Raw genomic sequence first — 23784 nt, forward strand, 5'->3', positions numbered from 1 at the left:
CATTCTTTGTGTTAGCGTCGAGCCCGAATCAACAATGGACGGGCCAAAGCATGAGCGCTGAGCGGCGCCATTTTCTGGGTGTAAAGCAGTCGGCTACCGGGCTCGCCTGGGAACACCGGCTTAACGAGCGTCAGGAAGTGGCGGCGCTGGCAATTGCGCAGGGCCACGGCGTATCTGATTTGGTGGCCCGGGTTCTGGCGGGGCGGGGTGTCTCGGCTGAGGATACCGAGCGTTTTCTCGACCCGACCATCCGCGATCTGCTGCCCAACCCCGCTTCACTCACCGACATGGACCGGGCCGCGACGCGCATAGCCGAGGCCATCACGCGCCGCGAGCAGGTAGCCATCTTCGGTGATTATGATGTTGATGGTGCAGCGTCATCAGCGCTGCTGAAGCGCTTTCTGGCCCATTTTGGCATCACGGCTGAAATCTACATCCCTGACCGCATATTCGAAGGTTATGGCCCCAACCCGGAAGCCATGCGTGATCTCGTGGCGCGTGGTGCATCGTTGATCGTCACCGTCGATTGCGGAACCAACAGCGCCGTCTCCATCGCTGCTGCGCGGGAGGCGGGCGCTGATGTTGTGGTGCTTGACCACCATCAGGTTGGTGGAGCGCTGCCTGCCGATACCCCGGTGGTCAACCCCAACCGGGAAGACGATCTGTCAGGGCAGGGGCATTTGTGTGCCGCCGGCGTGGTCTTTGTCACGCTGGTGCACACCGCAAAACGGCTGCGAGAGCAGAATTTTGGAGCGCCGTTTGATCTGTTGACGCAGCTCGATCTGGTAGCGCTTGCCACTATCTGCGATGTCGTGCCGCTCACCGGCGTCAACCGTGCCTTTGTCGTAAAGGGCATCCAGATGATGCGCCAGCAACTCAATCCGGGGCTGGCAGCGCTGGCGCGTGTGGCGCGTATCGGTGAACCGATGAACGTATTTCACCTGTCCTTCCTGCTCGGGCCCCGCATCAATGCGGGCGGCCGCATTGGCGATGCCGCATTGGGCGCGCGCCTTCTGGTCACCGAAGATCCTGTCGATGCCACCACGATTGCACAGACGCTCGATCGGCTGAATCAGGAACGCCAGGCCATGGAGCAGGAGATGCTGGCTGCTGCCCGTGCCGAGGCCGATGCGGAGACAGCAGGTGGTGCTGGACCGGCAATCCTCGTCACTGCGAGCGAGAGCTGGCATCCGGGCATCGTCGGGCTGCTCGCATCGCGGCTGAAGGATCATGCCCGCCGGCCAGCCTTTGCCATCGCTTTCGGCGCTAATGGTACCGGCACGGGTTCAGGCCGCTCGGTGCCGGGCTTTGACCTTGGTCGGTTGGTCCGCGAGGCCTTTGAGCGCGGGCTGATCGTCAAAGGCGGCGGCCACGCGATGGCAGCCGGCATCACGGTGGAACGTGCGAAACTGGGTGCCTTGCGGGCCTTTTTCGAAGAGCAGGCTGCCTCCGACATATTTCGCCTGCGCAATGAGGAAAGCCTCAGCATCGACGGCGCCCTTTCAGCTGAAGGCGTCACGTTCGATCTGCTTGATGCCATGGAAAAAGCCGGTCCGTTCGGTCAGGGTTATCCGCAACCGGTGCTGGTCTTGCCCCGTCACCAGCTCATTGATGCCAGACTGGTGGGCGCTAACCACATCCGCGCCGACTTGAAGAGCATTTCCGGGCGGCGTGTGCAGGCAATCGCCTTCCGTGCCGCAGACACGCCGCTGGGTGATTTTCTGGTCAGAAACAGGGGCGCTAGCATCCATGTTGCCGGCTCGATCTCCGGCAATTACTGGAATGGCGCGCGTCAGGTTCAGTTCAGGATCATCGACGCAGCGCGCGCCGAATAGCTCCTTCAGGCCAGCACGCTTTGAAGTCGGTTGATCTCGGAAATCTGCGTTTTGGTCGCTTCATAGCCGATCCGGATCGCTTCTTCCGCGCGGTGGAATTCCGACAGGCCGATATGGCCAAGCTTTGGCTGCAGCGACATGTCCGGCGGATCGCCAGCCAGTCGTGCACGTGAAATACGATCCTGGATTATGTTGAACGCCTCCACCATGACGCCGGTAATCCCAAGGCGCGTTCCTTGGGTCGTCGTGTCGTGATGCTTTCCGGGCGTCGCCTCTTTCTGCACCACCAGTTCGCCAGCGCTGTGCTTGATGACGGCAGCGCGCCCGAACAGATCATAATGGAGGTTTACCGCAACCACGAGCGGCTGCTCATAAGCGCGTAATACTGAGACCGGAACTGGATTGACCAGCGCCCCGTCGACCAGCGTTCGACCATTGCAGTTCACCGGCTCGAAAACGCCGGGCAGCGCATAGGAGGCGCGCATCGCCGTGATAAGAGAACCCTCGGTCAACCAGACCTCATGCCCGGTGCGCACTTCGGTTGCCACGCAGATAAAGGGCTTTGACAGATCTTCGAAACGCAGGCCGTTCATATGCTCCTGCATGCGGGCATTGAGTTTCATGCCGCCAAACAGGCCGCTGCCGCCTAGATTGATATCCAGCAAGCCAAAGATGCGGCGCCGGGTCAGGCTACGGGCAAATTCTTCCAGCTCATCCAGCTTGCCGGCGAGATAACATCCGCCAACCAGCGCACCGATCGAGGTGCCGGCGATCATAGAAATTTCAACACCGGCTTCATCCAGTGCGCGCAACACGCCGATATGAGCCCAGCCGCGCGCGGCACCACCGCCCAGCGCAAGCGAAATGCCAGATTTTTGGTGTTCCTTTGCAAGGGGCGCACCTTCAGAGCCGAGAGCTTTCATCTCGCGCATGTCTGGCTTTCCACGCATGGACGCCCACTCGAGCATCACAAACTCCCTTGTCCCAGCGTCATCCTAGGCTTCATCACGTATCAAAATGGTGAATCGATGTGTGTACTGCGTTCTATTGCGTTCATTTGCCAGGATAGACCGCCTTTGGATCGAACAAGGGCTGGTCTGCATCACTGCGCAATCGTGCGCTGCCATCTGCAAGTTCCACTGTCCGGTAAAAGCAGGAACGCCTGCCTGTGTGACAGGTTGCGTCATGCCCCGAAACTTTTACGCGGAGCCACAGCGCATCCTGGTCGCAATCCGTTCGCAGTTCGACGATGTGCTGAAAATTGCCGGAGGTTTCGCCTTTTTTCCAAAGCGCCTTGCGCGACCGCGACCAATAATGGGCAATGCCGGTCTCTATCGTCAGCGCCAGTGCCTCTGCGTTCATGTGGCCGACCATCAAAGGCATGCCATCGGATGCGTCGGTGACAACAGCAGTCAACAGCCCTTGCGCATCAAAGCGCGGCGAAAATACGCTGCCTTCCTCAAGCATCGTCTTGTCAGCATCGGCTGGCGGAAATGTCAGTGACGGCATGGCCGGTCCTTATCTGGGAGCTGGTTGGGGCTTAGCCCCGGTTGCCGTCTCGCACCATGGTTACAAACCGGATCTGCTCTTCAGGGCTATTCTTGAAGCTACCGGTAAAAGTTGAGGTGAGGGTGGTTGATCCCTGCTTGCGAATGCCACGCATGGCCATGCACATATGCTCGGCCTCGATCATCACCGCAACACCGCGCGGCTGCAGCACCTCCTGGATCACTCCAGCGATCTGGGCGGTCATGGCTTCCTGTGTCTGCAAGCGGTGCGCGAAAATGTCGACGACGCGCGCGATCTTCGACAGGCCTAGAACCTTGCCATCCGGCAGATAAGCGACATGCGCCTTGCCAATGATAGGCACCATGTGATGCTCGCAATGGGAGTGAAAGGTGATGTCCTTCACCAGCACCAGATCGTCATAGCCGGCGACTTCCTCAAAGGTGCGGCCAAGCTCGGCAGCAGGGTCTTGCGCATAACCACTGAACATTTCGCGATAGGCCTTTGCTACCCGCTTGGGCGTATCCAGAAGACCCTCGCGATCCGGATCATCCCCGGTCCACAGAAGCAGCGTGCGAACGGCCGCTTCCACCTCTGATTGAGTCGGACGTTTGATGTCAGATGACTTGTCTTTGTCGACACCAGGAAAATTCTTGACAATGGCATCCATAAAAGCGGCTCCCGTAGTTCCCCTCTACGGAGGAACGAGTTGAACGGATCACGGCCGCAAATGGCGGAGGCGACCTACATGCTTCACCGCTGGCAACGCAACTACCTTGCGGTTGGTGAAACACCAGCATTATATATTGCTTGAACAGCACGATTAAAAGGCTGCCAAAGCAATCGCATTTTGGCCCAGGCCGGTGGATTTGGAAAATCATGATCGACGACGTGTACAACGCGAAAATTCTTGGTTTTGCCGGCAATATCAGTCGCATCGGTCGTCTGGAAAATCCGCATGCCACCGCCAAGGCACACTCCAAACTGTGCGGGTCGACGGTTACGATTGACCTGAACATGGAAGACGGGATCGTCACCGATTTCGCGCATGACGTGAAAGCCTGTGCGCTGGGCCAGGCGTCATCCTCGATCATGGCTGCCAATATTGTCGGCTCAAACGCCGAAGAGCTGCGCTCAGTTCGCGAGATCATGGGCAAGATGCTGAAGGAAAACGGCGCGCCACCTGAAGGCCGCTTTGCCGACCTCAAATATCTGGAGCCGGTGCGTGACTACAAGGCACGCCACGCCTCCACGTTGTTGACATTCGACGCTGTAGTCGATGCGATCGGCCAGATCGAACGGCAGCGCTCGGGCGAAGCGGCTGCCTGACCAGACGCCTGCATGAGCGGCCAACACAAGCATCAAGGCCGCAACTGGCCCGGTCCGTGGACCAAGACACCGGGCCGCATCCTTGGAACGGGACTGGTGAGATTGTATCAACTGACGCTGTCGGGTTTTATCGGCAACAGCTGCCGGCACCTGCCAACCTGTTCGGAATACGCTTATGAGGCGATAGCGCGCCACGGCCTGTGGACGGGGGGCTGGCTTGGCCTTTTCCGGGTCATGCGCTGCGGCCCGGGCGGCACCCATGGCATCGACCGCGTGCCCCAAAAGCTTGGTGAGCGTTACGTCTGGTATCTTCCATGGCGCTACTGGGCAATTGGTCGCCACGCCAGCGACGGCTGACGGCTTTACGGCGTGCAAAACAGTGCCTAAAACACCGCTCGCTGCCGGGCATGTTGCCCGACCGCTTTCAAAACCACCCGCGCTCGTTGGCGGGACTGGATAGGAGCATAAAAATGTCTGACGTTTCCCTCACATTCCCCGACGGTTCCGTGCGCGATTATGCCGCCGCGATGACGGGCGGTGAACTCGCCGAATCCATTTCAAAATCGTTGGCCAAAAAGTCGGTTGCCTATGTGCTTGACGGCACGCTGCGCGACCTTTCGGAGCCGCTACAAAAGTCAGGTCACGTCGAAATCGTCACCCGCGACGACCCGCGCGCGCTCGAACTTATTCGCCACGACGCCGCCCATGTGTTGGCAGAAGCCGTCCAGGAGTTGTGGCCCGGCACGCAGGTGACGATCGGCCCCGTCATCGAGAACGGATTTTACTACGACTTCGCCCGAAACGAGCCGTTTACCCCGGAGGATTTCCCCGCCATCGAGAAAAAGATGCGCGAGATCATCGGCCGCAACAAGCCGTTTACGCGGGAAGTCTGGGCGCGTGATCACGCGCGCAAAATCTTCGAGGACAAGGGCGAAGCCTACAAGCTCGAACTGATCGATGCCATTCCCGCAGACCAGGATCTGAAGATCTATTTCCAGGGTGACTGGTTCGATCTCTGCCGCGGCCCTCACATGGCCTCAACCGGGCAGATCGGCAGTGCCTTCAAGCTGATGAAGGTGGCCGGTGCCTATTGGCGCGGTGACAGCAACAATCCGATGCTGACGCGCATTTATGGCACGGCATGGGCCGATCAGTCGCAGCTGGACACCTATCTCCACATGCTGGAGGAAGCCGAAAAGCGCGATCATCGCAAGCTTGGCCGCGAGATGGATCTCTTCCATTTCCAGGAGGAAGGCCCAGGCGTCGTGTTTTGGCACGCAAAAGGCTGGAAGATGTTCCAGACCCTCGTTTCCTACATGCGCAGGCGGCTGGACGAGCAGGGCTATCAGGAAGTCAACGCCCCGCAGGTGCTCGACAAATCGCTATGGGAGACTTCTGGCCACTGGGGCTGGTATCGCGACGCCATGTTCAAAGTTACGGTAGCCGGCGACGACACCGATGATGACCGGGTGTTCGCGTTAAAGCCGATGAACTGCCCGGGCCACGTTCAGATTTTCAAGCACGGGTTGAAATCGTATCGCGACCTGCCGGTCAAGCTTGCGGAATTTGGCAATGTTCACCGCTATGAGCCGTCTGGTGCGCTGCACGGGCTGATGCGCGTGCGCGGCTTCACGCAGGACGATGCGCACATCTTCTGCACAGAGGAACAACTCGCTGCCGAGTGTTTGCGCATCAATGATCTCATCCTTTCCACCTATGCTGACTTTGGCTTCACCAAGATCCAAGTGAAGCTATCGACGCGCCCGGAAAAACGCGTCGGCACCGATGAGGCGTGGGACCACGCCGAAGAGATCATGGGCAAGGTGCTGACCACCATCGAGGCGCAGTCGGGCGGTGCGATCAGAACGTCGATCAACCCGGGCGAGGGCGCGTTCTACGGTCCCAAGTTCGAATATGTTCTGAAGGACGCGATTGGCCGCGAATGGCAGTGCGGCACCACGCAAGTGGACTTCAACCTGCCGGAGCGGTTCGGCGCCTTCTACATCGGCAGCGATTCGGAAAAGAAGCAGCCGGTGATGGTCCATCGCGCCATCTGCGGTTCCATGGAACGATTCCTCGGCATTTTGATGGAGAATTTCGCTGGTCACTTCCCGCTCTGGTTCGCGCCCCTGCAGGTTGTCGTGACCACCATCACCTCGGAGGCCGATAGCTATGCGCTTGAAGTCACGGCCAAACTGAAGGCTGCGGGTCTTTTGGCGGAGACTGACCTGCGCAACGAGAAGATCAACTACAAGGTCCGCGAACATTCGCTGGCGAAAGTTCCGGTTATTCTCGTCTGCGGCAAGCGCGAGGCGGAGGAGGGAACAGTCAACATGCGTCGCCTGGGATCACGCGATCAGGAATCCATGTCGCTGGATGCCGCCCTCGCAGCTCTGGTGGATGAGGCTTTGCCGCCGGATCTGCGCCGCAAACGGGTGGGTTGATTAACGGGGGGGAGCCGGCTTCCGGCTTTCCCCCATCATAGCAACGTAAAAAAATCAGTCGGCGCCGTCGAGCACTTCGGCTTCTGTAGCTGTCGCCTCACTTGCCAACACTTCGACTTCCTTGTTGCGTCCACCCTCGACGGTAAAATCGCGCTGGTAGATCCGGTCGCGATTCTTGGCGACGATCGTGTAGTCACCTTCCGCCAGCACCATTGAGGCGAAGGCACCAACGGTCTCGCGGATAGGGTCGCCGGAATTGGTGAGAATGGACCAGGACGTATCGGCGATCGCCTCGCCACCATTTTCGCGCACCAATTTGATGGTCAGCTCGGCGGCACGGTGCTCCACCGTCGCCTCGGTAAGTTTGCCTGCCTCGACGCGGATATCGGAGCGGATCACCGCATTGACTGCCCCATAGGTCGAGACCACATGATAGGTGCCGGCATTGAGGCGCACCACCGTCCCCGGCTTCACATCGGGGACCACCAGTGCCTTTTCGTCGCTGGTGCCATCGGCATTCACTTCGTAGATGGAAAAGCGCAACTTCTCCTCCGGTATCTTGATGCCTCCGGCCAGAACGCCGTTCAGTTCCAATCCGCCTGCTTCAAGAACAAGATTTTGCTTGCGCGATTCCTTGGTAACCGTGATTCGCTTGGTCGCCCCAGCCCGGCCAAAGGCTGCGTGGACCAGATAACTGCCCGGTTCGAGCACGAACACGCTGGTGCCACCCTGTGCCGAGGCTACGAGCGGCAGCTTTCCATCTTCTCCGGCTTCCGGCCGGAACACCCGCCAGACCAGTCCTCGTGTTATTTCCGGAGTTGTTTCAGTGAGTTGCGCAGACAAAGTGATCTGCCCACCAGCGCCCTGAGCGAGCGGGCGCTCCGCTGTCGCCGGGGCATAATTGTTCAAGTCGGGGATTTTGATATCCTTGATCGGATCAGAAACCTCCTGGGCGAAGGAAACTGCCGAAAAGACACAAAACGCCAGCACGAGGAAAGGCCGAGTAAACAGTCTGGTCATCGCTGCGATCATGGCTTGCCATGAAGCCCAAGGCGGTGGCAATTTCAAGACCTTGCAAATCACAAGCCGCGCGGCATCGCCGCCAGCCGAGCCGCCCACACCATGTCCTGGGTCAGCTTTAGCCAAAACCAGGAGCATCCTATGGCACTTCCAATCCTCGACTTTCTTCTCAGCCGCAATTCCGCACCGATCCAGGAATTGCGAGAGCCCGCACCCGACGATGCACAGATCGAAACCCTTATCCGCGCCGCAACCCGGGTCCCGGACCATGGTCGCCTCCAGCCATGGCGTTTTATCATTTATCGTGGAGAGGCACGCCACCAGGTTGGCCAGATGCTGGCTGGTCTCGCCGAACAGCGGGAGGGACCGCTGCCCGAAGGCCGCCGTCAGCAGGAGCTGACGCGCTTTTCGCGCGCGCCGCTGGTCATTGGGGTTGTTTCGGTCCCGCGTGAGAATACCAAAATTCCGCAATGGGAAATGTTTTTGTCGGGTGGTGCGGCGGCGATGAACCTGGTGCTGGCGGCCAATGCGATGGGCTACAAGAGCAACTGGATCTCCAATTGGTATTCCGACACCGGTGAGGGCCGCAAGATCCTTGGTCTTGCCCCCGCCGAACGGGTCATCGGCTTCGTTCACATCGGCAGCCATGAGGGCGAGATTTTCGAACGCCCGCGCCCCGACGTGAAGGGTCTTTACGCCGACTACTCCGGACCGTTCGAGGAGTAAATCAACAGTGTTTTATGAACCACGAAACGGCCACGGCATGCCGCACGATCCGTTCAAGGCGCTGGTGTCGCCGCGCCCGATAGGCTGGATCTCGACGCAGGCGTCCAACGGCGCGCTCAACCTCGCACCCTATTCTTTCTTCAACGCCATTTCGACCAACCCGCATCTGGTGCTGTTTTCGTCCGAGGGGATGAAGGACAGCGCGACCTTTGCCAAAGAAACAAAAGAGTTTGTCGCCAACATTGTCGGTCGTGATCTCGCCGAAAGGATGAACAAAACCGCCGTCGATGCGCCACGCGGTATCAGCGAATTCGACTATGCGGGACTGACTGCAGCGCCCTCACGCACTATCACGCCACCACGCGTTGCAGAAGCGCCGGCAGCGCTGGAATGCAAGGTGACCAAAATTTTCGAGCCGGATGGACTGGATGGAAAGTCAGCAGGGGTCGTCGTGGTCATCGGCGAGGTTACGGGGGTTCACATCAACGATGAGTTTATCGGCCCGGACGGTCTTTATGATGCGGTGAAGGCGGGAAACCTCTCCCGCCTTGGCTATATGGATTATGCGAGCGTGGACAAGGTTTTTGCCATGCGCCGCCCGCGCTGGGAGATCGACTAGCGCAAGACGCCTGCCCGCGCGAGCAACCGTGTGGCGCGAGTGAGGTGGGGCCGGTCATACATTTTTCCATCTATCGCTACCACGCCGGGATTTCCCGCGTTCTCAAATGCCTCGATGACCGACTGCGCATGCTCAACCGCTTGTGCGCTCGGTGTAAAAGCCTCGTTGATGATGGGCACCTGCACTGGATGGATCGCCATCTTGCCGGTAAACCCGTCGCGCTCGGCGTCCGCGCATTCATGGCGCAAGCCGGCCTCATCACGGAAATTGACAAACACAGTATCGATGGCCGCGACATCGCAGGCAGAGGCGGCCAAAATCGTCATGGTGCGCGCGTGGCGAAAGACATCAGTATAGCGGCCTTCGGCATCCCGTGTGGCGTGTGCACCGATCACTGCCGAAAGATCCTCCGCACCCCAGGTCAGTCCGGCAAGCCTTGGCGTGCGGTTGGTTGCGCCCCAGGTCGAGGCCGCCAAAAGTCCAGCCGCCGTCTCGGTCATAATGGCGAGGATCGCCGTTGAGCCGTCTGGAATTCCGTTTTCGACCTCATGTACGCGCAGTTTCGCTGAAAGGTGCATCGCATCCGCGCTGCTGTTTGCTTTGGGCAGCATGATCCCGTCAGGTCGAGCTGCCATCGCCGCGCCGAGATCGTCATCGATCAGCCCCGACGCCAGATCGTTGACGCGGATATAGATCCTTGGTCCGGCAACCTGGTTCCGGGCGGCGAGAAAACCGGCGGCGATGGCGCGCGCGGTAGCCTTGTTTGCGAGGGCCACCGAATCTTCAAGGTCGACGATCACACAGTCGGCACCGCTTCCAAAACCCTTCTCCAGCTTCTTTTCTGAATCGCCTGGAACAAACAGGAGCGAGCGCATCAACCGGCATTCTTCTTGGCGAGCATCGCCTGTCGCGTGCATTGAGCCACGAGCATCCCCGCCTGATTATAGGCTCGATGCTCGAACTCGACGATACCGCGATCCGGTTTGGATTTGGACCCACGCACCGATTTCACCTCGGTTTCCACGCGGATCGTATCGCCGTGAAAGACCGGGTGCGGAAAGGTGGTCTCGGTCATGCCCAGATTGGCAAGCGTGGTGCCAAGTGTGGTGTCGTGCACGGAAATGCCGATCATCAGGCCGAGCGTGAACAGCGAGTTGACTAGTGGCTTGCCCCACTCCGATTTCGCTGCAAAATCGAAATCGATGTGCAGCGGCTGCGGGTTCATCGTCATCACCGAAAACATCACATTGTCACTCTCGGTGACGGTGCGGGTGATCGGGTGGCGGATCACCTGTCCGACCACAAACTCTTCCAGATATAGCCCGGCCATACAGCTCCTCCTGTCGATGCTCCCGTTGATAGAGCAGCTTGGCAAAAAGCGGAAACTGCTTTTTTGGAAATGCCCGCGTAGCAAGTGCCCGCTGGTTAAAGAACATGGTGAACCGTTCGTAAACCAATTGCGGCTAATGTGATCTCCAGAGTTGTAGGAGTTTGCGTCAGTATGGTTGTGGGGCATTTTCTGAGGTGGATGGAAACAGCGCGTGTTGCCGAGCGTGCCGCAGCTGCAGCCGCCATGGCCACCGCTTATATCGAGGGCGAGCTTGCCTTCGAAGACCGGTGCGCGGCTGAAGCGGCTCTTACATTGCTTCTGGACGATCCTTCCTCAAAGGTACGACTGTCATTGGCAGATGCGCTGTCGATGAGCCGTCACGCGCCGGTGCAAATTATTGCAGCGCTGGCGTCAGATCAGCCCGAAGTGGCTTCGCTCGTTCTCGGCCGCTCGCCGCTTCTGACCGATGCCGATCTGATCGACCGGGTGGCTTCCGGCAGTGGGCCCATCCAGCGCCTCATCGCAGCCCGTGCCGGTATTTCAATGGCGCTGTCTGCAGCGATTGCCGAAGTGGGCGAGGCAGAAGCCTGCCGCGAACTTTTGAACAACTCCTCCGCTGATATCGCATCCCTGAGCTTTCGCCGCATCGCCGAGCGCCTCGGTGATGTCGCAGAGGTTCGCGAAGCCATGCTGTCCGACGGCAGGCTGCCCTCCGACTGCCGCCACACACTGCTGGTGAAGCTCGGAGAGGCCCTGAAAACCTCGCCGTTGGTTGTTGCCATGATGGGTGCCGCGCGTGCCGAACGGGTGACGCGGGAAGCCTGCGTGCGGAGCTCCCTGACCCTGATCGAAAACACACCCGAAGTTGAATTCGCAGCTCTGATAGAGCATCTGCGCATCCGCGGCGACCTGACCGCAAGCTTTCTGGTGCGCGCCGTTGCGCATGGCAAGATCGACTTCTTTGGCTGCGCCGTGGTTGCCCTGACGGGCCAAAGCGAAAACCGGGTGAGGGCACTTCTGGCTGGTGGCCAGGATGTTGCCCTTGCATCTCTGTTCCGCAAGGCCGGGCTTTCAGCTGCCGTACACGCCGTGATTCTCAAAGCACTGAAGATCTGGCGCGAAGTTGCCAACGGTAAACGTCTTGCAGGCGCACAGGAAGTCAGCTGGATGATGCTGCAGGAATTAGGTCCACGCAATGAGCCAGCTGAACTCGCAAGCCTGCTCAAATCAATTCATCTCGGAGCCTTGCGCGAAAACGCGCGCGGGCACGCTCTGTCGATCGCGGCAGCCTAACGTAGGGTCTCAGATATCAAGATTATCCGATGTTGCGAACTCGGCATTGTCTTGGATAAACCGGAAGCGTGCTTCAGGTTTGGTGCCCATCAGAGCATCGACGGAAGCCTTGGTCTCGGCCGCATCATGGGCGATCTCGACGCGCAGGAGTGTGCGCTTGCGCTTGTCCATGGTGGTCTCTTTAAGTTGAGCCGCCATCATCTCGCCAAGGCCCTTGAAGCGGCCGATCTCGATCTTGCCGCGACCCGTAAATTCGGTGCGGATGAGTTCGTCCTTGTGTGCATCGTCTCGCGCATAGGCCACCTTGCCGCCCTGACGGATCGAATACAGCGGCGGCACGGCCATATAGAGGTGGCCGCCCTGAATGAGATCGGGCATCTCCTGATAGAAGAATGTGATCAGCAACGAAGCAATATGTGCACCATCGACGTCAGCATCGGTCATGATGATCACGCGGTCATAGCGCAGGTCATCCTCCCGGTAGCGAGACCGCGTTCCGCAGCCCAACGCCTGAATAAGATCGGCTATCTGCTGGTTGGAAGTGAGCTTGTCTGCTCCGGCGCTCGCCACATTCAAAATCTTGCCGCGTAGAGGCAAGATTGCCTGGCTCGCGCGGTCTCGCGCTTGCTTGGCCGAACCGCCAGCCGAATCACCCTCTACGATGAAGATTTCTGCACCCGCCGCCGCGTTTTGAGTGCAGTCGGCAAGCTTGCCTGGCAGGCGCAATTTGCGCACCGCGCTCTTTCGGTTGACTTCTTTTTCCTGCCGGCGTTTTACGCGCTCATCGGCCCGCGCAATCACCCAGTCGAGAAGCTTTGAGGCTTCTTGCGGGTTGTCGGCAAGCCAGTGATCGAACGGATCGCGTAGCGCGCTTTCCACGATGCGGACCGCCTCGACGGTCGCCAGCTTGTCTTTGGTCTGGCCGACAAATTCCGGCTCGCGGATGAAAACCGACAGCATGCCGGCGGCTGAAATCATCACGTCTTCGCTGGTCACCACGCTGGCGCGCTTATTGCCGGCGAGTTCAGCATAGGCCTTGAGGCCGCGCGTCAAGACGTTGCGCAGGCCAAGCTCGTGCGTGCCACCCTCATGCGTCGGGATGGTGTTGCAGTAGGAGTTCAAAAACCCGTCGCCGCCATACCAGGTGACAGCCCATTCGACCGATCCGTGGCCGCTCGTCTTTTCCGACTTGCCTGCAAAGGCCTCGCGGGTGACCTGAAAATCATCGCCGAGCGAGGCGCTCAGATAATCCTTTAGACCGCCCGGGAAATGGAACACGGCCTTTGGCGGCGTCTGGTCCTTCTCGCCGAGCATGGAGGCTTCGCAAGACCAACGGATCTCGACGCCACCAAACAGATACGCCTTTGAGCGCGCCATGCGGTAGAGCCGCGCCGGTTCGAATGCAGCGCCCTTGCCAAAAATGTCCGGGTCGGGGTGAAACCGCACTTTCGTGCCACGGCGGTTCTGGATGTCGCCCAGTTTTTCCAGCCCGCCCTGCGGAATGCCGCGTGAAAAGCGCTGCCGGTAGAGCTGGCGTCCGCGAGCGACTTCTACTTCAAGGTCATCAGATAATGCGTTGACCACCGACACGCCCACGCCGTGCAAACCGCCGGAGGTCTCGTAGACCTTGGAATCAAACTTGCCGCCCGCATGCAGCGTTGTCATGATGACTTCGAGCGCTGACTTGTCCTTGAACTTCGGATGCGGATCGACCGGTATTCCGCGCCCATTGTCAGTGACAGTCAGATAGCCATCGGCCGTAAGCTCCACCTCGATGAAAGTTGCATGGCCGGCCACCGCCTCATCCATGGAGTTGTCGATGACTTCGGCAAACAGGTGATGCAGCGCCTTCTCGTCGGTGCCGCCAATATACATCCCAGGACGCCGGCGGACGGGCTCGAGCCCCTCCAGCACTTCGATGTCAGCGGCGCTATAGCCCTCGCTGCCATCGCGCGATGAAGCAGGTGCCTTGGCGCGCGCCGCCTGCACCAACGGGTCAGCGGGCCGCGAAGCCGGCGTCGGCTTGGGCTCGGGCGCACCGAGCGTAGCGAAAAGGTCGTTATTGTCGTCCATGAATTATTTTCTGCTGTAGCCGCGAATCAAGCTGCGATTGTGGCATGCTTTCCTTTGGAAAGCACAGCGGTTCCCGTTCCGTTCGATGGCCAAAGAGCGTGCTTTTCCACGTTTTGCGGCGCCGTTGCAAGCGCGGCTGGTCTCATGAGCGCGGGGGCCGGGATCTCGCACACTGTGTAACGTCGAGACGACGCCCTCGATCGCACATCCTCTCGCTGTTGGGGAAGGGGCGTTTTATGCCCTCGTCAGGCACGCCCTAGCGGCGCCGAAGAACCGGCGCCGCGTTTTAGCGTCTAAATCTTAGCGCGAAGGGGGAGCGTAGATCAGGCCGCCCTTGTTCCACAGCGCGTTCAGCCCGCGGTCGATCTTCAGGGGGCTGGACAGGCCAATATTGCGTTCGAATATCTCACCATAATTGCCGACTGCCTTGACTATGTCGTAGGCAAATCCTGCTCCAAGACCCAACTGCTGGCCGGTTTCACCCTCGACGCCGAGAAACCGCCGCACTTCAGGGTTTTGCGACGTACGCCCTGCTTCAACCGTGTCCTTTGTCAGTCCCATTTCTTCAGCTTCGATCAACGAGAAAAGGGTCCAGCGCACAATGCTGAACCACTGATCGTCGCCCTGGCGAACGACCGGGCCGAGAGGCTCCTTCGAGATGATCTCAGGCAAGATGACGAAAGCTGACGGGTCGGTAAGTTTCAGCTTTTGCGCGTAAAGTGCGGAGGCGTCTGTGGAATACACGTCGCACCGTCCGCTTTCGAAAGCATCGATAATGCCGTCTGCGGAATCGATCACAACCGCTTCAAATTCAAGTTTGTTTGCCTGAAAATAATCAGCGAGGTTTTGTTCCGTGGTCGTGCCCTGCTCGGCGCACACAGTGGAGCCTGAAAGCTTCAACGCGCTGTCCACACCGAGTTTTGTTGGGACCATAAAGCCCTGGCCATCATAATAGGCCGTTCCTACGAAACGCAGTCCCATGCTCGTGTCGCGCGACAATGACCATGTCGTCTGGCGTGATAGAAGGTCGACTTCTCCCGACTGGAGAGCCGTAAAGCGTTCCTTTGTGGACAGAGCGACATATTTTACCTTCTCCGGATCGCCCAGGGTGGCTGCTGCGACGGCACGGCAGAAATCAACATCGAAACCGGTCCATTTGCCCTGATCATCGGGTGCAGAAAAACCTGCAACCCCTTGGCTGACGCCGCACACAACGTCACCACGTTGTTTGATGATATCCAGTGTGCCGGCTGTCGCCGGCGCAGCTAGTCCCGCGGACAGGGCAAGAGCTAAAGTCAGTGCATGTTTCATGGTTTTCCTCCCAGTTGTTAATTGCGCTATTCAAAGGCAAAGCTTCTCCTTCCGCGCATGCATGCATGCATGCGCGGTCAACCCTGCTTTCATCTCCTGCTTTCAGCGCGCGGCGTGGGCGGCAGCGCTGAATTTTCTGGACATCGCGCTTTTCATGAAGCGTTGAACGTCCTGTCTTTGTCGCCCTTCGAAAGGCGTCAGGTCAGCCCCGCGCCATGACGGCGTTCAGCGTTTCCTCCAGCGTCCCGATCAGATGATCGGCATTGGCCTTGGTGAAAATCATGGGCGGACGCATCTTGAGCACGTTGTCATATGGTCCTTCGGTGCCAATCAGAACGCCGCGTTCGCGCATGCCGTCGTTAACACGGCGGGCAATCTCGGTTGCGGGCACCTTTGTCGTCCGGTCGGTAACGAGTTCGACCCCCAGAAAGAGGCCCTGGCCGCGCACATCGCCAATGATATCGAAACGCTGCTTGAGTGCGTTGAAGCTTCGCAGGAGATAGTCTCCGATGATGCGCGCATTCTCGCGCAGACCGTCGCGCTCGATCACGTCGAGAACAGCCAGGCCCGCAGCGCATGAAACCGGGTTGCCAGCGAATGTGTTGAAATATTCCATCCCATTGTCGAAGGATCGTGCAATCTCGCGCGTGGTCACGAGTGCTGCCATTGGGTGACCGTTGCCGATGGGCTTGCCCATGGTCACGATATCTGGAACCACGTTCTGGCTTTCAAACGCCCACCAATGTGTGCCGACGCGGCCAAAACCAACCTGAACTTCATCGGCCACACAGATGCCGCCTGCGGCACGCACCATGGCGTAGACTTCCTCGAGATATCCATTTGGCAAAAACACCTGCCCGGCGACACTTGGAATGGATTCAGCGATGAACAGTCCGGGCGCGCGCCCCTGAGCCGACATGGTTGCAATTTGCTCGGCAACACTTTGCGCAAAACGTGAGGCGTATTCTTCAATTGGCCATTCCAATGGCGCGCGATAGCTGTCGGGAATGGTTGCTTCGAATACATGGTCCGGGCGACCCTTGCCGCCCTTGCGCTTGTATTTGTACGGGCTGATGTCGATCAGCTCCTGCGTCGTTCCATGGTAGGCCCAATCCAGCACAATGGCCTCATTGCGCCCTGTATGGGCCCGCGCCATACGCATCATCAGGCTGTTCGCCTCGCTTCCCGTACAGGCGAAGGAGGCGACGGCTAGGCCCTCGGGAAGTGTGGCGGTCAGCCTTTCTGCGTAGTTCACGATGCCGTCGTGCAGATAGCGCGTATTGGTGTTGAGCCGCGCTGCTTGAGTGGCAATGGCACGAACCACATCGGGATGGGCGTGGCCGAGGTGGCAGACATTGTTGAAGCAATCGAGATAGGCGCGACCGCGGTCGTCGATCAACCAAGGACCATCGCCGCGCACGAATTTGATGGGCTCGGAGTAGGATATTGAAAGATTGGGCAGCAGGATATCGCGCCGAGTCGCTTCAATCTCGGTGCGTGGTCGCCCTGTCTTTTCGAACGCTTCGGGAGGGATGCCCGCGAGCGTTGATGCATCGGGGAACAACTCACTCCAAACGTCAAGATAGCGTGCCTCGCCGACGCCTAGAATATCGCGCGCGGCGAGCCTTGTATCGGTTGAAATCTGAAAATGAAGATGCGGCGCCCATCCCCCGTTTTCGGCTGGCTCTCCCATATAGCCTACCAAGGTACCAGCTTTGAGCGTGGCTCCGGGAGTGAGGCGGCTTGCGGCTTCATGCGCCATATGCCCCCATAAGGTGACGAAGGCGGGGCAATTCTCCGGCTCATGCTCAAGGGTGACAATGCAGCCATAGCCAAGTGGATCATGTTCGACTTCCACACTTTTCACCACCGCGTCGAGCGGAGTGTAAAGCGGCGTGCCTGCGGGCATGAAGAGGTCAAGACCGAGGTGGTGAATACGGCGCACACCCTCGACAAAACGCGACCGGAATATATCGCTCGTATAGACCGTGCGTTCTTCGCCCCAAGGACCGAGCCCCAGGGCAACGCCCGTCTGCGCGCAGTATGCATCCCACCAGGCGGTAGCCTTTTCCGGCTCTTGACCGGCAGACTGCAGCGTCATCGGATGTTCGGGGTCGGCATAAGGCACCAGCGCCTTGGTCAGGGTTGCCGGGTGTCGGTCAAGAATGGAGGCGAATGATGTGCGGTTTTCGTTTATCCATCCAACAACACCACGCGCACCCGTCACGGCTTCATGACCGCAGGCGTGACGCAGGATTGCGGTTGCAAAATTGCGATTGATCCCGTCCATCCTGCGCAAGAGGCGCCATGCTGGCGCTTCGCTGATGGCCAGATATGGGTTGTCTCCAACCAGCGCCTTGCGCTCGGCTGACAGGGTGACACTGATGACAAGCCGCATCGCGATCAGGTCGAATAGAAGGTCAATTTCTTCCGGTTGAAGCGGGTAGGCGGCGTGATACCCTGCAACGAGCTGAGCCGCGGCGCTCACAGGGTCTTCCAGGTCAAGAATAGCGTAGGCGCAGGCGACCGCGACGTCCGCAATCAAGGGAGCGTGGAGCGCATCTCCAAAATCGATGATGCCGGCGATTTGGTCATGATCGCCTGCGTTGACCAGTACATTCCAGTCATTGGCATCATTGTGGATGATTTGCGCACGAAGGCGCGACAAACGCGGTGCGACTGAGTTTTCGAAATGGTCGAGCAGACGGCCCAGTAGGGTACGATCATCCAGATTGTCGATTGCACCAAGCCTCTGGCGGGCGGCACCGGCATTGCGGATATCCCAGTCAAAACTGCGCAACGCGCCGGGGTGGATGAACCCTTGCAGAGCGCGGCCAAGTTGGCCGAGCGCCATGCCTAAATTCGCAAGCTGCGCTGGTGTACGTTTTACTTCGGCAAGAGGAACCCCGGGCAGCCATTCTACCAACCGCACAGCATGCGTCTGGCCATTGGATACCGCGAAGGCGAGCGCCTCCGAGCCGCGCGTCTTGCGCAGGCGTGGAGCGGCCATTTCAGGGGCGTGATTCTCGAGATGGGCAAGCAGCGCAGTTTGAAACGCGCTTTCGGACCCTGGCTCACTGGCATTGACGATTTTGAGGATCATCTGCCGACCATCGGCTTGCGAAAGCCGGAAGTTTTGGTCGCGCTCACTGTCCAGGGCCGAGAGTTCTCCGGTGAGGCCGAAATGGGTTTCGGCAAGCGTCTGAGCTTCAACGAGAGAAAATTCCGGGGCGGGGTGCGAAACGTCAGTCATCTTCCATCCATGTGTTGAAGCAGATTGGCACGTGCAACAAGGTGCCGCATCCGTCATAATGCAGGTTGAGCCGGCAAATTGCCGGTCTCGACCGGCATTATAACGGAGAAGCGGATGCGTGAGCTGGATGACCGTGACAGAAGAATATTGGCAATCCTGTCAAAGGAAGCGCGCATTCCTCTCAAGGCTCTGGCAGCACGCATTGGCCTGTCGCGCAGCGCGACGACGGAACGCGTTGCCACGCTGGAGCGGGAAGGGGTTATTCGTGGCTACCGCGCCGACATTGGCCAGATGGACAGAGGCATGGTGGTCGCAATCCTTCTGGTAACACTCGCTCAGACGCCATCAATGGGTGTTCTCGACCAGCTTGCGGGATATCCCGATATCAGACGGGTCTCGTCCGTTACGGGTCAGCTGGATCTGGTGGTGGAGGTCGAAGTGCCATCCATCGACAGGCTCAACACATTGCGCGACCTTATTGCCACCCACGCTTCCGTACAGGATCTCACCACGCTGATTGTTCTGCGTCACGATATTGAGCGGGGGTAGTTCAGCTTTCGCCCATCGAAGATGCGCAAAAGCCCCAATGGCGAGGCTATCGAAGCGACACTCGACAACAGCCTCGACAGCCGAAACGGGGTCGGCATGTTCCGCGCGGCGATGAAGCGCAACCTGATGGAAGCGACCGCATCGCCGCGAGAGACGATTATTACTACTCTGCCGCTCCAAGATATTCTTCGAGCGGTGGGCACGAACAGACGAGATTGCGATCACCGCCCACATTGTCGATGCGCGAGACTGGCGGCCAGTATTTGGCTTGGGAATCGGCGTCACCGCTGGGGAAGGCGGCTTCCATGCGGCTGTAGCTATGCGCCCATTCTCCGCCCAGCGTTTCACCAGCTGTGTGGGGTGCATTGATCAGCGGATTGTCGTCGCGCGGCCACTCGCCCTTGGCGACACGCTCTGCCTCGGCCGCAATGGAGATCATCGCTTCGATGAAGCGGTCGATCTCCTCCTTTGGTTCGGATTCAGTCGGCTCCACCATCAGCGTTCCTGCTACCGGCCAGGACATGGTCGGCGCGTGGAACCCATAGTCGATGAGACGTTTTGCAACGTCCTCGACAGAGATATCCGCACTTTCCTTGATGACGCGCGTGTCGAGAATGCATTCATGCGCCACGCGTCCACCCCGGCCCTTGTAGAGCGCCGGGAAAAAGGGCTCGAGCTTGGTGGCGATGTAATTGGCCGAGACGATGGCGATTTCGGTGGCATATTTCAGCCCGTCTCCACCCATCATGCGGATATACATCCAGGTGATCGGCAGGATCGAAGCGCTGCCGAAAGGTGCTGCTGAAACCGCATGGTCGCTGCCACCAGCAACGTGGCCCGGCAAGAAGGGCGCAAGATGCGCCTTCACGCCGATCGGTCCGACGCCCGGCCCGCCGCCACCATGTGGAATGCAGAACGTCTTGTGCAAATTCATGTGGCAGACATCGGCGCCGATGTCGGCGGGGCGGGCGAGCCCGACCAACGCATTGAGGTTGGCGCCGTCGAAATAAACCTGCCCGCCATGTTCATGGACCAGCGTGCAGATGTCGCGCGCGCCTTCTTCGAACACGCCATGCGTCGAGGGATAGGTGAACATCAGCGCCGCCAGATTGGCGCTGTGCTGCTCTACCTTAGCCTTCATATCATCGAGGTCGATGTCACCGCTGTCCTGACAGGCGACGACGACAACCTTCATGCCAACCATCGAGGCACTGGCCGGATTGGTGCCATGCGCAGAGGAGGGGATGAGGCAGATGTCACGATGCGTGTCGCCGCGCTCATGGTGATAGCGGCGGATCGCCAGCAGCCCGGCATATTCGCCCTGGCTGCCCGCATTGGGCTGCAGCGAGACGGCATCAAAGCCGGTGATCTCGCAAAGCCATGCTTCCAGATCATCCGTCATCGCCTTGTAGCCTGCGCTGTGGGCAGTCGGTGCAAATGGATGCAGGTTTGCAACATTGGGCCAGGAAACAGGCATCATCTCGGCAGCAGCGTTGAGCTTCATCGTGCAGGAGCCAAGCGGGATCATGGCACGGTCAAGCGCCAGATCCTTGTCGGCCAACCGGCGCAGGAAGCGCATCATTGCCGTCTCGGAGCGATGCGCGTGGAACGTTGGTTGCGTCAGAAAATTCTTGCCACGCGGCTTGCCGGGTAGGCAGGCATCTGCCTCTGCGGGTGCTTTTGCACCAAACAGGCCACAGAGCGCTTCAAGATCGGCGTCGGTGGACGTTTCGTCGAAGGCAACTGCAATGCGCTTGGCGTCCACGACACGCACCAGACGGCAAGCCTTTTCAGCCTCTGCTGCCAGTTGTGCAGAATCGGCGACATCGACGGTCACCGTGTCGAAGAAGCGCTCGCCGGCAATCTTGCGTCCCGCTGCGGTAAGCCCGGCGGCAAAACGCGTCGCAATTCCGTGCACATGGGAAGCGATAGCCTGAAGGCCCTCGGGTCCATGCCAGATCGCATAGGCGGCGGCCATATTGGCCAGAAGCGCCTGCGCGGTGCAGATGTTGGAGGTGGCCTTGTCGCGACGGATATGTTGTTCGCGCGTTTGAAGCGCGAGGCGGTAGGCAGCGCGCCCATGCCTGTCGACCGACTGGCCAACAAGACGGCCGGGCATGAGACGGGTAAGCTTGTCCGACACAGCGCAATAGGCCGCGTGTGGACCGCCAAACCCCATCGGCACGCCGTAGCGCTGCATAGAGCCAACAGCAATGTCCGCGCCAAGGTCTGCAGGGCTTTCGGTGAGCGTCAGCGCGAGTGGATCACTGGCAAAAATCACCAGCGCTCCTACTTCTTTCGCCTTGGCGATCAAGGAGGAGTGGTCGCCGTAAACACCGTGCGTATCCGGCCACGAAACCACAAGAGCTGCGGTATTGTCGTCGATTTCACTCCCATCGACCTCAACACCGATGGGTTCGCTGCGCGTGCGCACGACATCGAGTGTCTGGGGATGCGGAGTTCCTGCAAACGCAATCTTGCTGCGCTTGTCGCGGTGATGACGGCAGGCAATGCCGACAGCTTCGGCAACTGCTGTTGCTTCGTCCAGCAGTGAGGCCGACGCGACGGGCAGCCCGGTCAGTTCGGTGGCCAGCGTCTGAAAATTGAACAGAAGCTCTAGCCGGCCCTGGCTGATCTCGGATTGATAGGGGGTATAGGCCGTATACCAGGCCGGGTTCTCGAACAGATTGCGCTGTATGACCGGCGGCACGTTCACGCCATGATAGCCAGCACCGATGAAGCTCTTCATCACCGTGTTTTTCGCCATCTTGACCGAAAGTTCTGCAAGCGCGTCTGCTTCTGTGGCAGCCGCCGGCAGGTCCAGAGCACGATCAAAACGAATGGATTTGGGCACGGCCTGCGAGATCAGCGTCTCGACAGAGGGAACGCCAAGCGTGGCCAGCATGGCGCGCACATCCTGCGGGCCGGGCCCGATATGCCGGCTGGCGAAAGTTGCGGTTTTGGTTGTCATTTGCGCGCGCTCCTCAGCCAACCATCTTGTCGTAGCCGGCCTCATCCATCAGGCCTTCAAGCTGGCCTTCATCGGCAAGCTTCATCTTCCACAGCCAGCCATCACCGGTGGATGCCGAATTGACCAGCGCCGGATCAGACGACAGTGTCTCGTTTGCCTCAACGATCTCGCCATCAACAGGCGCGTAAACGTCTGAGGCTGCTTTCACTGATTCCACTACAACTGCGGTATCGCCCTTCTTCATGGCTTTGCCAGCTTCGGGTAATTCCACGAACACAATATCGCCCAGCTGTTCCTGCGCATAATTAGTGATGCCAACGGTCGCGACGCCGTTCTCGACGCGGATCCATTCATGGTCTTCGGTGTAATATGTGGTTGCCATGGAAAATTATCCTTTGCGGTAGTGATGTGGCGTGAAGGGAAGAGGATGGACTTCGATCGGAATGCGGTTGCCCCGCACTTCGGCAAACAGTTTGGTGCCGGCTTTGGCAAGTTGGGTCGCAACGTAACCCATGGCCACAGGATGATCGGCTGATGGGCCAAAACCGCCAGATGTTACGCGACCGGCCGGATTGCCGTCAGCATCCACGAGATTGGCACCGCCGCGAACGGGCAGGCGGCCTTCCGCCTTCAGCCCAACGCGCTTTTCATCTGCGCCCTTGGCGAGGACAGCACGCAACGCATCGGCGCCAATGAACTGCCCGTTCTCACGCAAATCCTTGGGTATTGCCCACATCAGCGCCGCTGCAGCTGGGCTTGTGTCGGGAGAAATGTCATTGCCGTGCAGGCACAGGCCCGCTTCGAGGCGAAGGCTGTCGCGCGCCGCAAGACCGATCCACATCACGCGGTTATCTGAAAGAAGTTTTTGCGCGAACGCCCGCGCTTCCTCAACGGGCAGACCGATCTCGAATCCATCCTCGCCGGTATAGCCTGAGCGGCTCATGAACCAGTTGGTTTGTGGCTCAATGCCATGCATGAAGGTTAGGGCATCGGTTTCAAACCCTGCCTTGGCCATAACATCCGCAGCTTCCGGGCCCTGAATGGCCAGGAAAACGCGTTCAAGCGGTGTCACTGTACACTCGAATTCACCAGCAAGTGCGTTGAGATGGGCAATATCGGCGACTGCATTCCCGGCATTCGCAACGACCATAAAACGCGCTTCGCCCAGGCGCGTGACGATCAGATCATCAAGGATGCCGGCTTCCTCATTGAGAAGAAACGATAGCTTGGACTGTGACAGTGCGAGCGCTTCAGGCTCAATCGGGCAGGCGCGGGCCAAAAGCGCTGCCGCTCCAGGCCCTGCAACCTCGATCATCTTCATGTGGGAAATATCAAAAAGTCCGGCATGGGCGCGGGTATGCAGGTGCTCCTGCATCACGCCGGCGGGATAGGTGAGCGGCATCCGCCAGCCGGCGAAACCGCCAAAGCGAGCACCTGCTTCCTGATGGAGGTCTTCAAGTGGAAGTAAATTCAAATTTTGGTCGGTCATGACTTCTCCAGAGACACACGCAAGCGGTCGCGAGTG

Annotated in this window: 20 protein-coding genes; 8 read left to right on the forward strand and 12 right to left on the reverse strand. The window is 59.2% G+C overall.

Going from position 1 to position 23784, the window contains the following annotated elements:
- Positions 1-50 precede the first annotated feature (50 nt).
- A complete protein-coding gene (gene recJ / locus GA830_RS13140; protein WP_195162284.1) occupies positions 51-1835 on the forward strand; it encodes a single-stranded-DNA-specific exonuclease RecJ in 1785 nt (594 codons plus the stop codon).
- 5 nt (positions 1836-1840) lie between these two features.
- Here the strand turns inward: recJ and GA830_RS13145 are convergent, their stop codons facing one another.
- The 3 genes from GA830_RS13145 to folE all read right to left on the reverse strand — a co-directional run bounded on the left by GA830_RS13145 (position 1841) and on the right by folE (position 4011).
- A complete protein-coding gene (locus GA830_RS13145) occupies positions 1841-2803 on the reverse strand; it encodes a patatin family protein (protein WP_195162285.1) in 963 nt (320 codons plus the stop codon).
- Between the two features lie 85 nt (positions 2804-2888).
- Positions 2889-3344, reverse strand: coding sequence for a phosphoribosyl-AMP cyclohydrolase (gene hisI / locus GA830_RS13150; protein WP_195162286.1), 456 nt, complete (start codon positions 3342-3344; stop codon positions 2889-2891).
- Between the two features lie 31 nt (positions 3345-3375).
- Positions 3376-4011: a GTP cyclohydrolase I FolE gene (folE, locus tag GA830_RS13155; RefSeq protein ID WP_195162287.1), complete on the reverse strand. Its 636-nt coding sequence runs from the start codon at positions 4009-4011 to the stop codon at positions 3376-3378.
- A gap of 209 nt (positions 4012-4220) precedes the next feature.
- On the opposite strand from folE, the gene GA830_RS13160 reads away from it, so the two are divergent.
- From GA830_RS13160 to thrS, 3 genes are all read left to right on the forward strand, one after another.
- Positions 4221-4670, forward strand: coding sequence for an iron-sulfur cluster assembly scaffold protein (locus GA830_RS13160; RefSeq protein ID WP_195162288.1), 450 nt, complete (start codon positions 4221-4223; stop codon positions 4668-4670).
- A gap of 12 nt (positions 4671-4682) precedes the next feature.
- On the forward strand, positions 4683-5027 hold the full coding sequence (yidD, locus tag GA830_RS13165) for a membrane protein insertion efficiency factor YidD (RefSeq protein ID WP_195162289.1): 345 nt from the start codon (positions 4683-4685) through the stop codon (positions 5025-5027).
- A gap of 113 nt (positions 5028-5140) precedes the next feature.
- Entirely contained in the window at positions 5141-7114 is a 1974-nt protein-coding gene (gene thrS / locus GA830_RS13170) for a threonine--tRNA ligase (RefSeq protein WP_195162290.1), read from the forward strand.
- A gap of 54 nt (positions 7115-7168) precedes the next feature.
- Here thrS and GA830_RS13175 read toward each other — a convergent pair whose 3' ends face one another.
- On the reverse strand, positions 7169-8146 hold the full coding sequence (locus tag GA830_RS13175; protein ID WP_374939323.1) for a hypothetical protein: 978 nt from the start codon (positions 8144-8146) through the stop codon (positions 7169-7171).
- A gap of 129 nt (positions 8147-8275) precedes the next feature.
- Here GA830_RS13175 and GA830_RS13180 point away from each other — a divergent pair, with 129 nt between their 5' ends.
- Positions 8276-8860 carry a nitroreductase family protein gene (locus GA830_RS13180; protein ID WP_195162292.1) on the forward strand — a complete coding sequence of 195 codons (585 nt, stop codon included), beginning with the start codon at positions 8276-8278 and terminating at the stop codon, positions 8858-8860.
- Positions 8861-8867: 7 nt separating this feature from the next.
- Positions 8868-9479 (forward strand): flavin reductase family protein, encoded by a 612-nt coding sequence (locus GA830_RS13185; RefSeq protein WP_195162293.1) that lies wholly within the window; start codon positions 8868-8870, stop codon positions 9477-9479.
- Here GA830_RS13185 and GA830_RS13190 read toward each other — a convergent pair.
- Positions 9476-10354 (reverse strand): HpcH/HpaI aldolase/citrate lyase family protein, encoded by an 879-nt coding sequence (locus GA830_RS13190; RefSeq protein WP_195164941.1) that lies wholly within the window; start codon positions 10352-10354, stop codon positions 9476-9478. The two genes, GA830_RS13185 and GA830_RS13190, sit on opposite strands and share 4 nt — an antisense overlap.
- On the reverse strand, positions 10354-10809 hold the full coding sequence (locus GA830_RS13195; protein WP_195162294.1) for a MaoC family dehydratase: 456 nt from the start codon (positions 10807-10809) through the stop codon (positions 10354-10356). The genes GA830_RS13190 and GA830_RS13195 overlap by 1 nt, the downstream gene beginning before the upstream one ends.
- A 171-nt stretch (positions 10810-10980) precedes the next feature.
- On the opposite strand from GA830_RS13195, the gene GA830_RS13200 reads away from it, so the two are divergent.
- On the forward strand, positions 10981-12102 hold the full coding sequence (locus GA830_RS13200; RefSeq protein ID WP_195162295.1) for a DUF2336 domain-containing protein: 1122 nt from the start codon (positions 10981-10983) through the stop codon (positions 12100-12102).
- A 9-nt stretch (positions 12103-12111) separates the two neighbouring features.
- On the opposite strand, the gene parE is transcribed toward GA830_RS13200, so the two are convergent.
- The 3 genes from parE to GA830_RS13215 all read right to left on the reverse strand — a co-directional run bounded on the left by parE (position 12112) and on the right by GA830_RS13215 (position 18739).
- Positions 12112-14175 carry a DNA topoisomerase IV subunit B gene (gene parE / locus GA830_RS13205; RefSeq protein ID WP_195162296.1) on the reverse strand — a complete coding sequence of 688 codons (2064 nt, stop codon included), beginning with the start codon at positions 14173-14175 and terminating at the stop codon, positions 12112-12114.
- 300 nt (positions 14176-14475) lie between these two features.
- Positions 14476-15486, reverse strand: coding sequence for an amino acid ABC transporter substrate-binding protein (locus GA830_RS13210; protein ID WP_195162297.1), 1011 nt, complete (start codon positions 15484-15486; stop codon positions 14476-14478).
- Positions 15487-15688: 202 nt separating this feature from the next.
- Entirely contained in the window at positions 15689-18739 is a 3051-nt protein-coding gene (locus GA830_RS13215) for an aminotransferase class III-fold pyridoxal phosphate-dependent enzyme (protein WP_195162298.1), read from the reverse strand.
- Between the two features lie 114 nt (positions 18740-18853).
- Here GA830_RS13215 and GA830_RS13220 point away from each other — a divergent pair, with 114 nt between their 5' ends.
- Positions 18854-19288 (forward strand): Lrp/AsnC family transcriptional regulator, encoded by a 435-nt coding sequence (locus tag GA830_RS13220; protein ID WP_195162299.1) that lies wholly within the window; start codon positions 18854-18856, stop codon positions 19286-19288.
- Positions 19289-19451: 163 nt separating this feature from the next.
- Here GA830_RS13220 and gcvP read toward each other — a convergent pair whose 3' ends face one another.
- From gcvP to gcvT, 3 genes are read right to left on the reverse strand one after another with little or no spacing between them, the layout of a single operon-like run.
- Entirely contained in the window at positions 19452-22259 is a 2808-nt protein-coding gene (gene gcvP / locus GA830_RS13225; RefSeq protein ID WP_195162300.1) for an aminomethyl-transferring glycine dehydrogenase, read from the reverse strand.
- Positions 22260-22272: 13 nt separating this feature from the next.
- The gene (gene gcvH / locus GA830_RS13230; protein ID WP_195162301.1) at positions 22273-22641 is read right to left on the reverse strand and encodes a glycine cleavage system protein GcvH; all 369 of its coding nucleotides are present in this window, start codon (positions 22639-22641) and stop codon (positions 22273-22275) included.
- A gap of 6 nt (positions 22642-22647) precedes the next feature.
- Complete coding sequence (gene gcvT / locus GA830_RS13235; RefSeq protein ID WP_195162302.1) at positions 22648-23748, reverse strand: glycine cleavage system aminomethyltransferase GcvT; 1101 nt, start codon at positions 23746-23748, stop codon at positions 22648-22650.
- Positions 23749-23784: the final 36 nt, after the last annotated feature.

Source organism: Mesorhizobium sp. NBSH29 (genome assembly GCF_015500055.1).
Taxonomy (GTDB): Bacteria; Pseudomonadota; Alphaproteobacteria; order Rhizobiales; family Rhizobiaceae; genus Neomesorhizobium.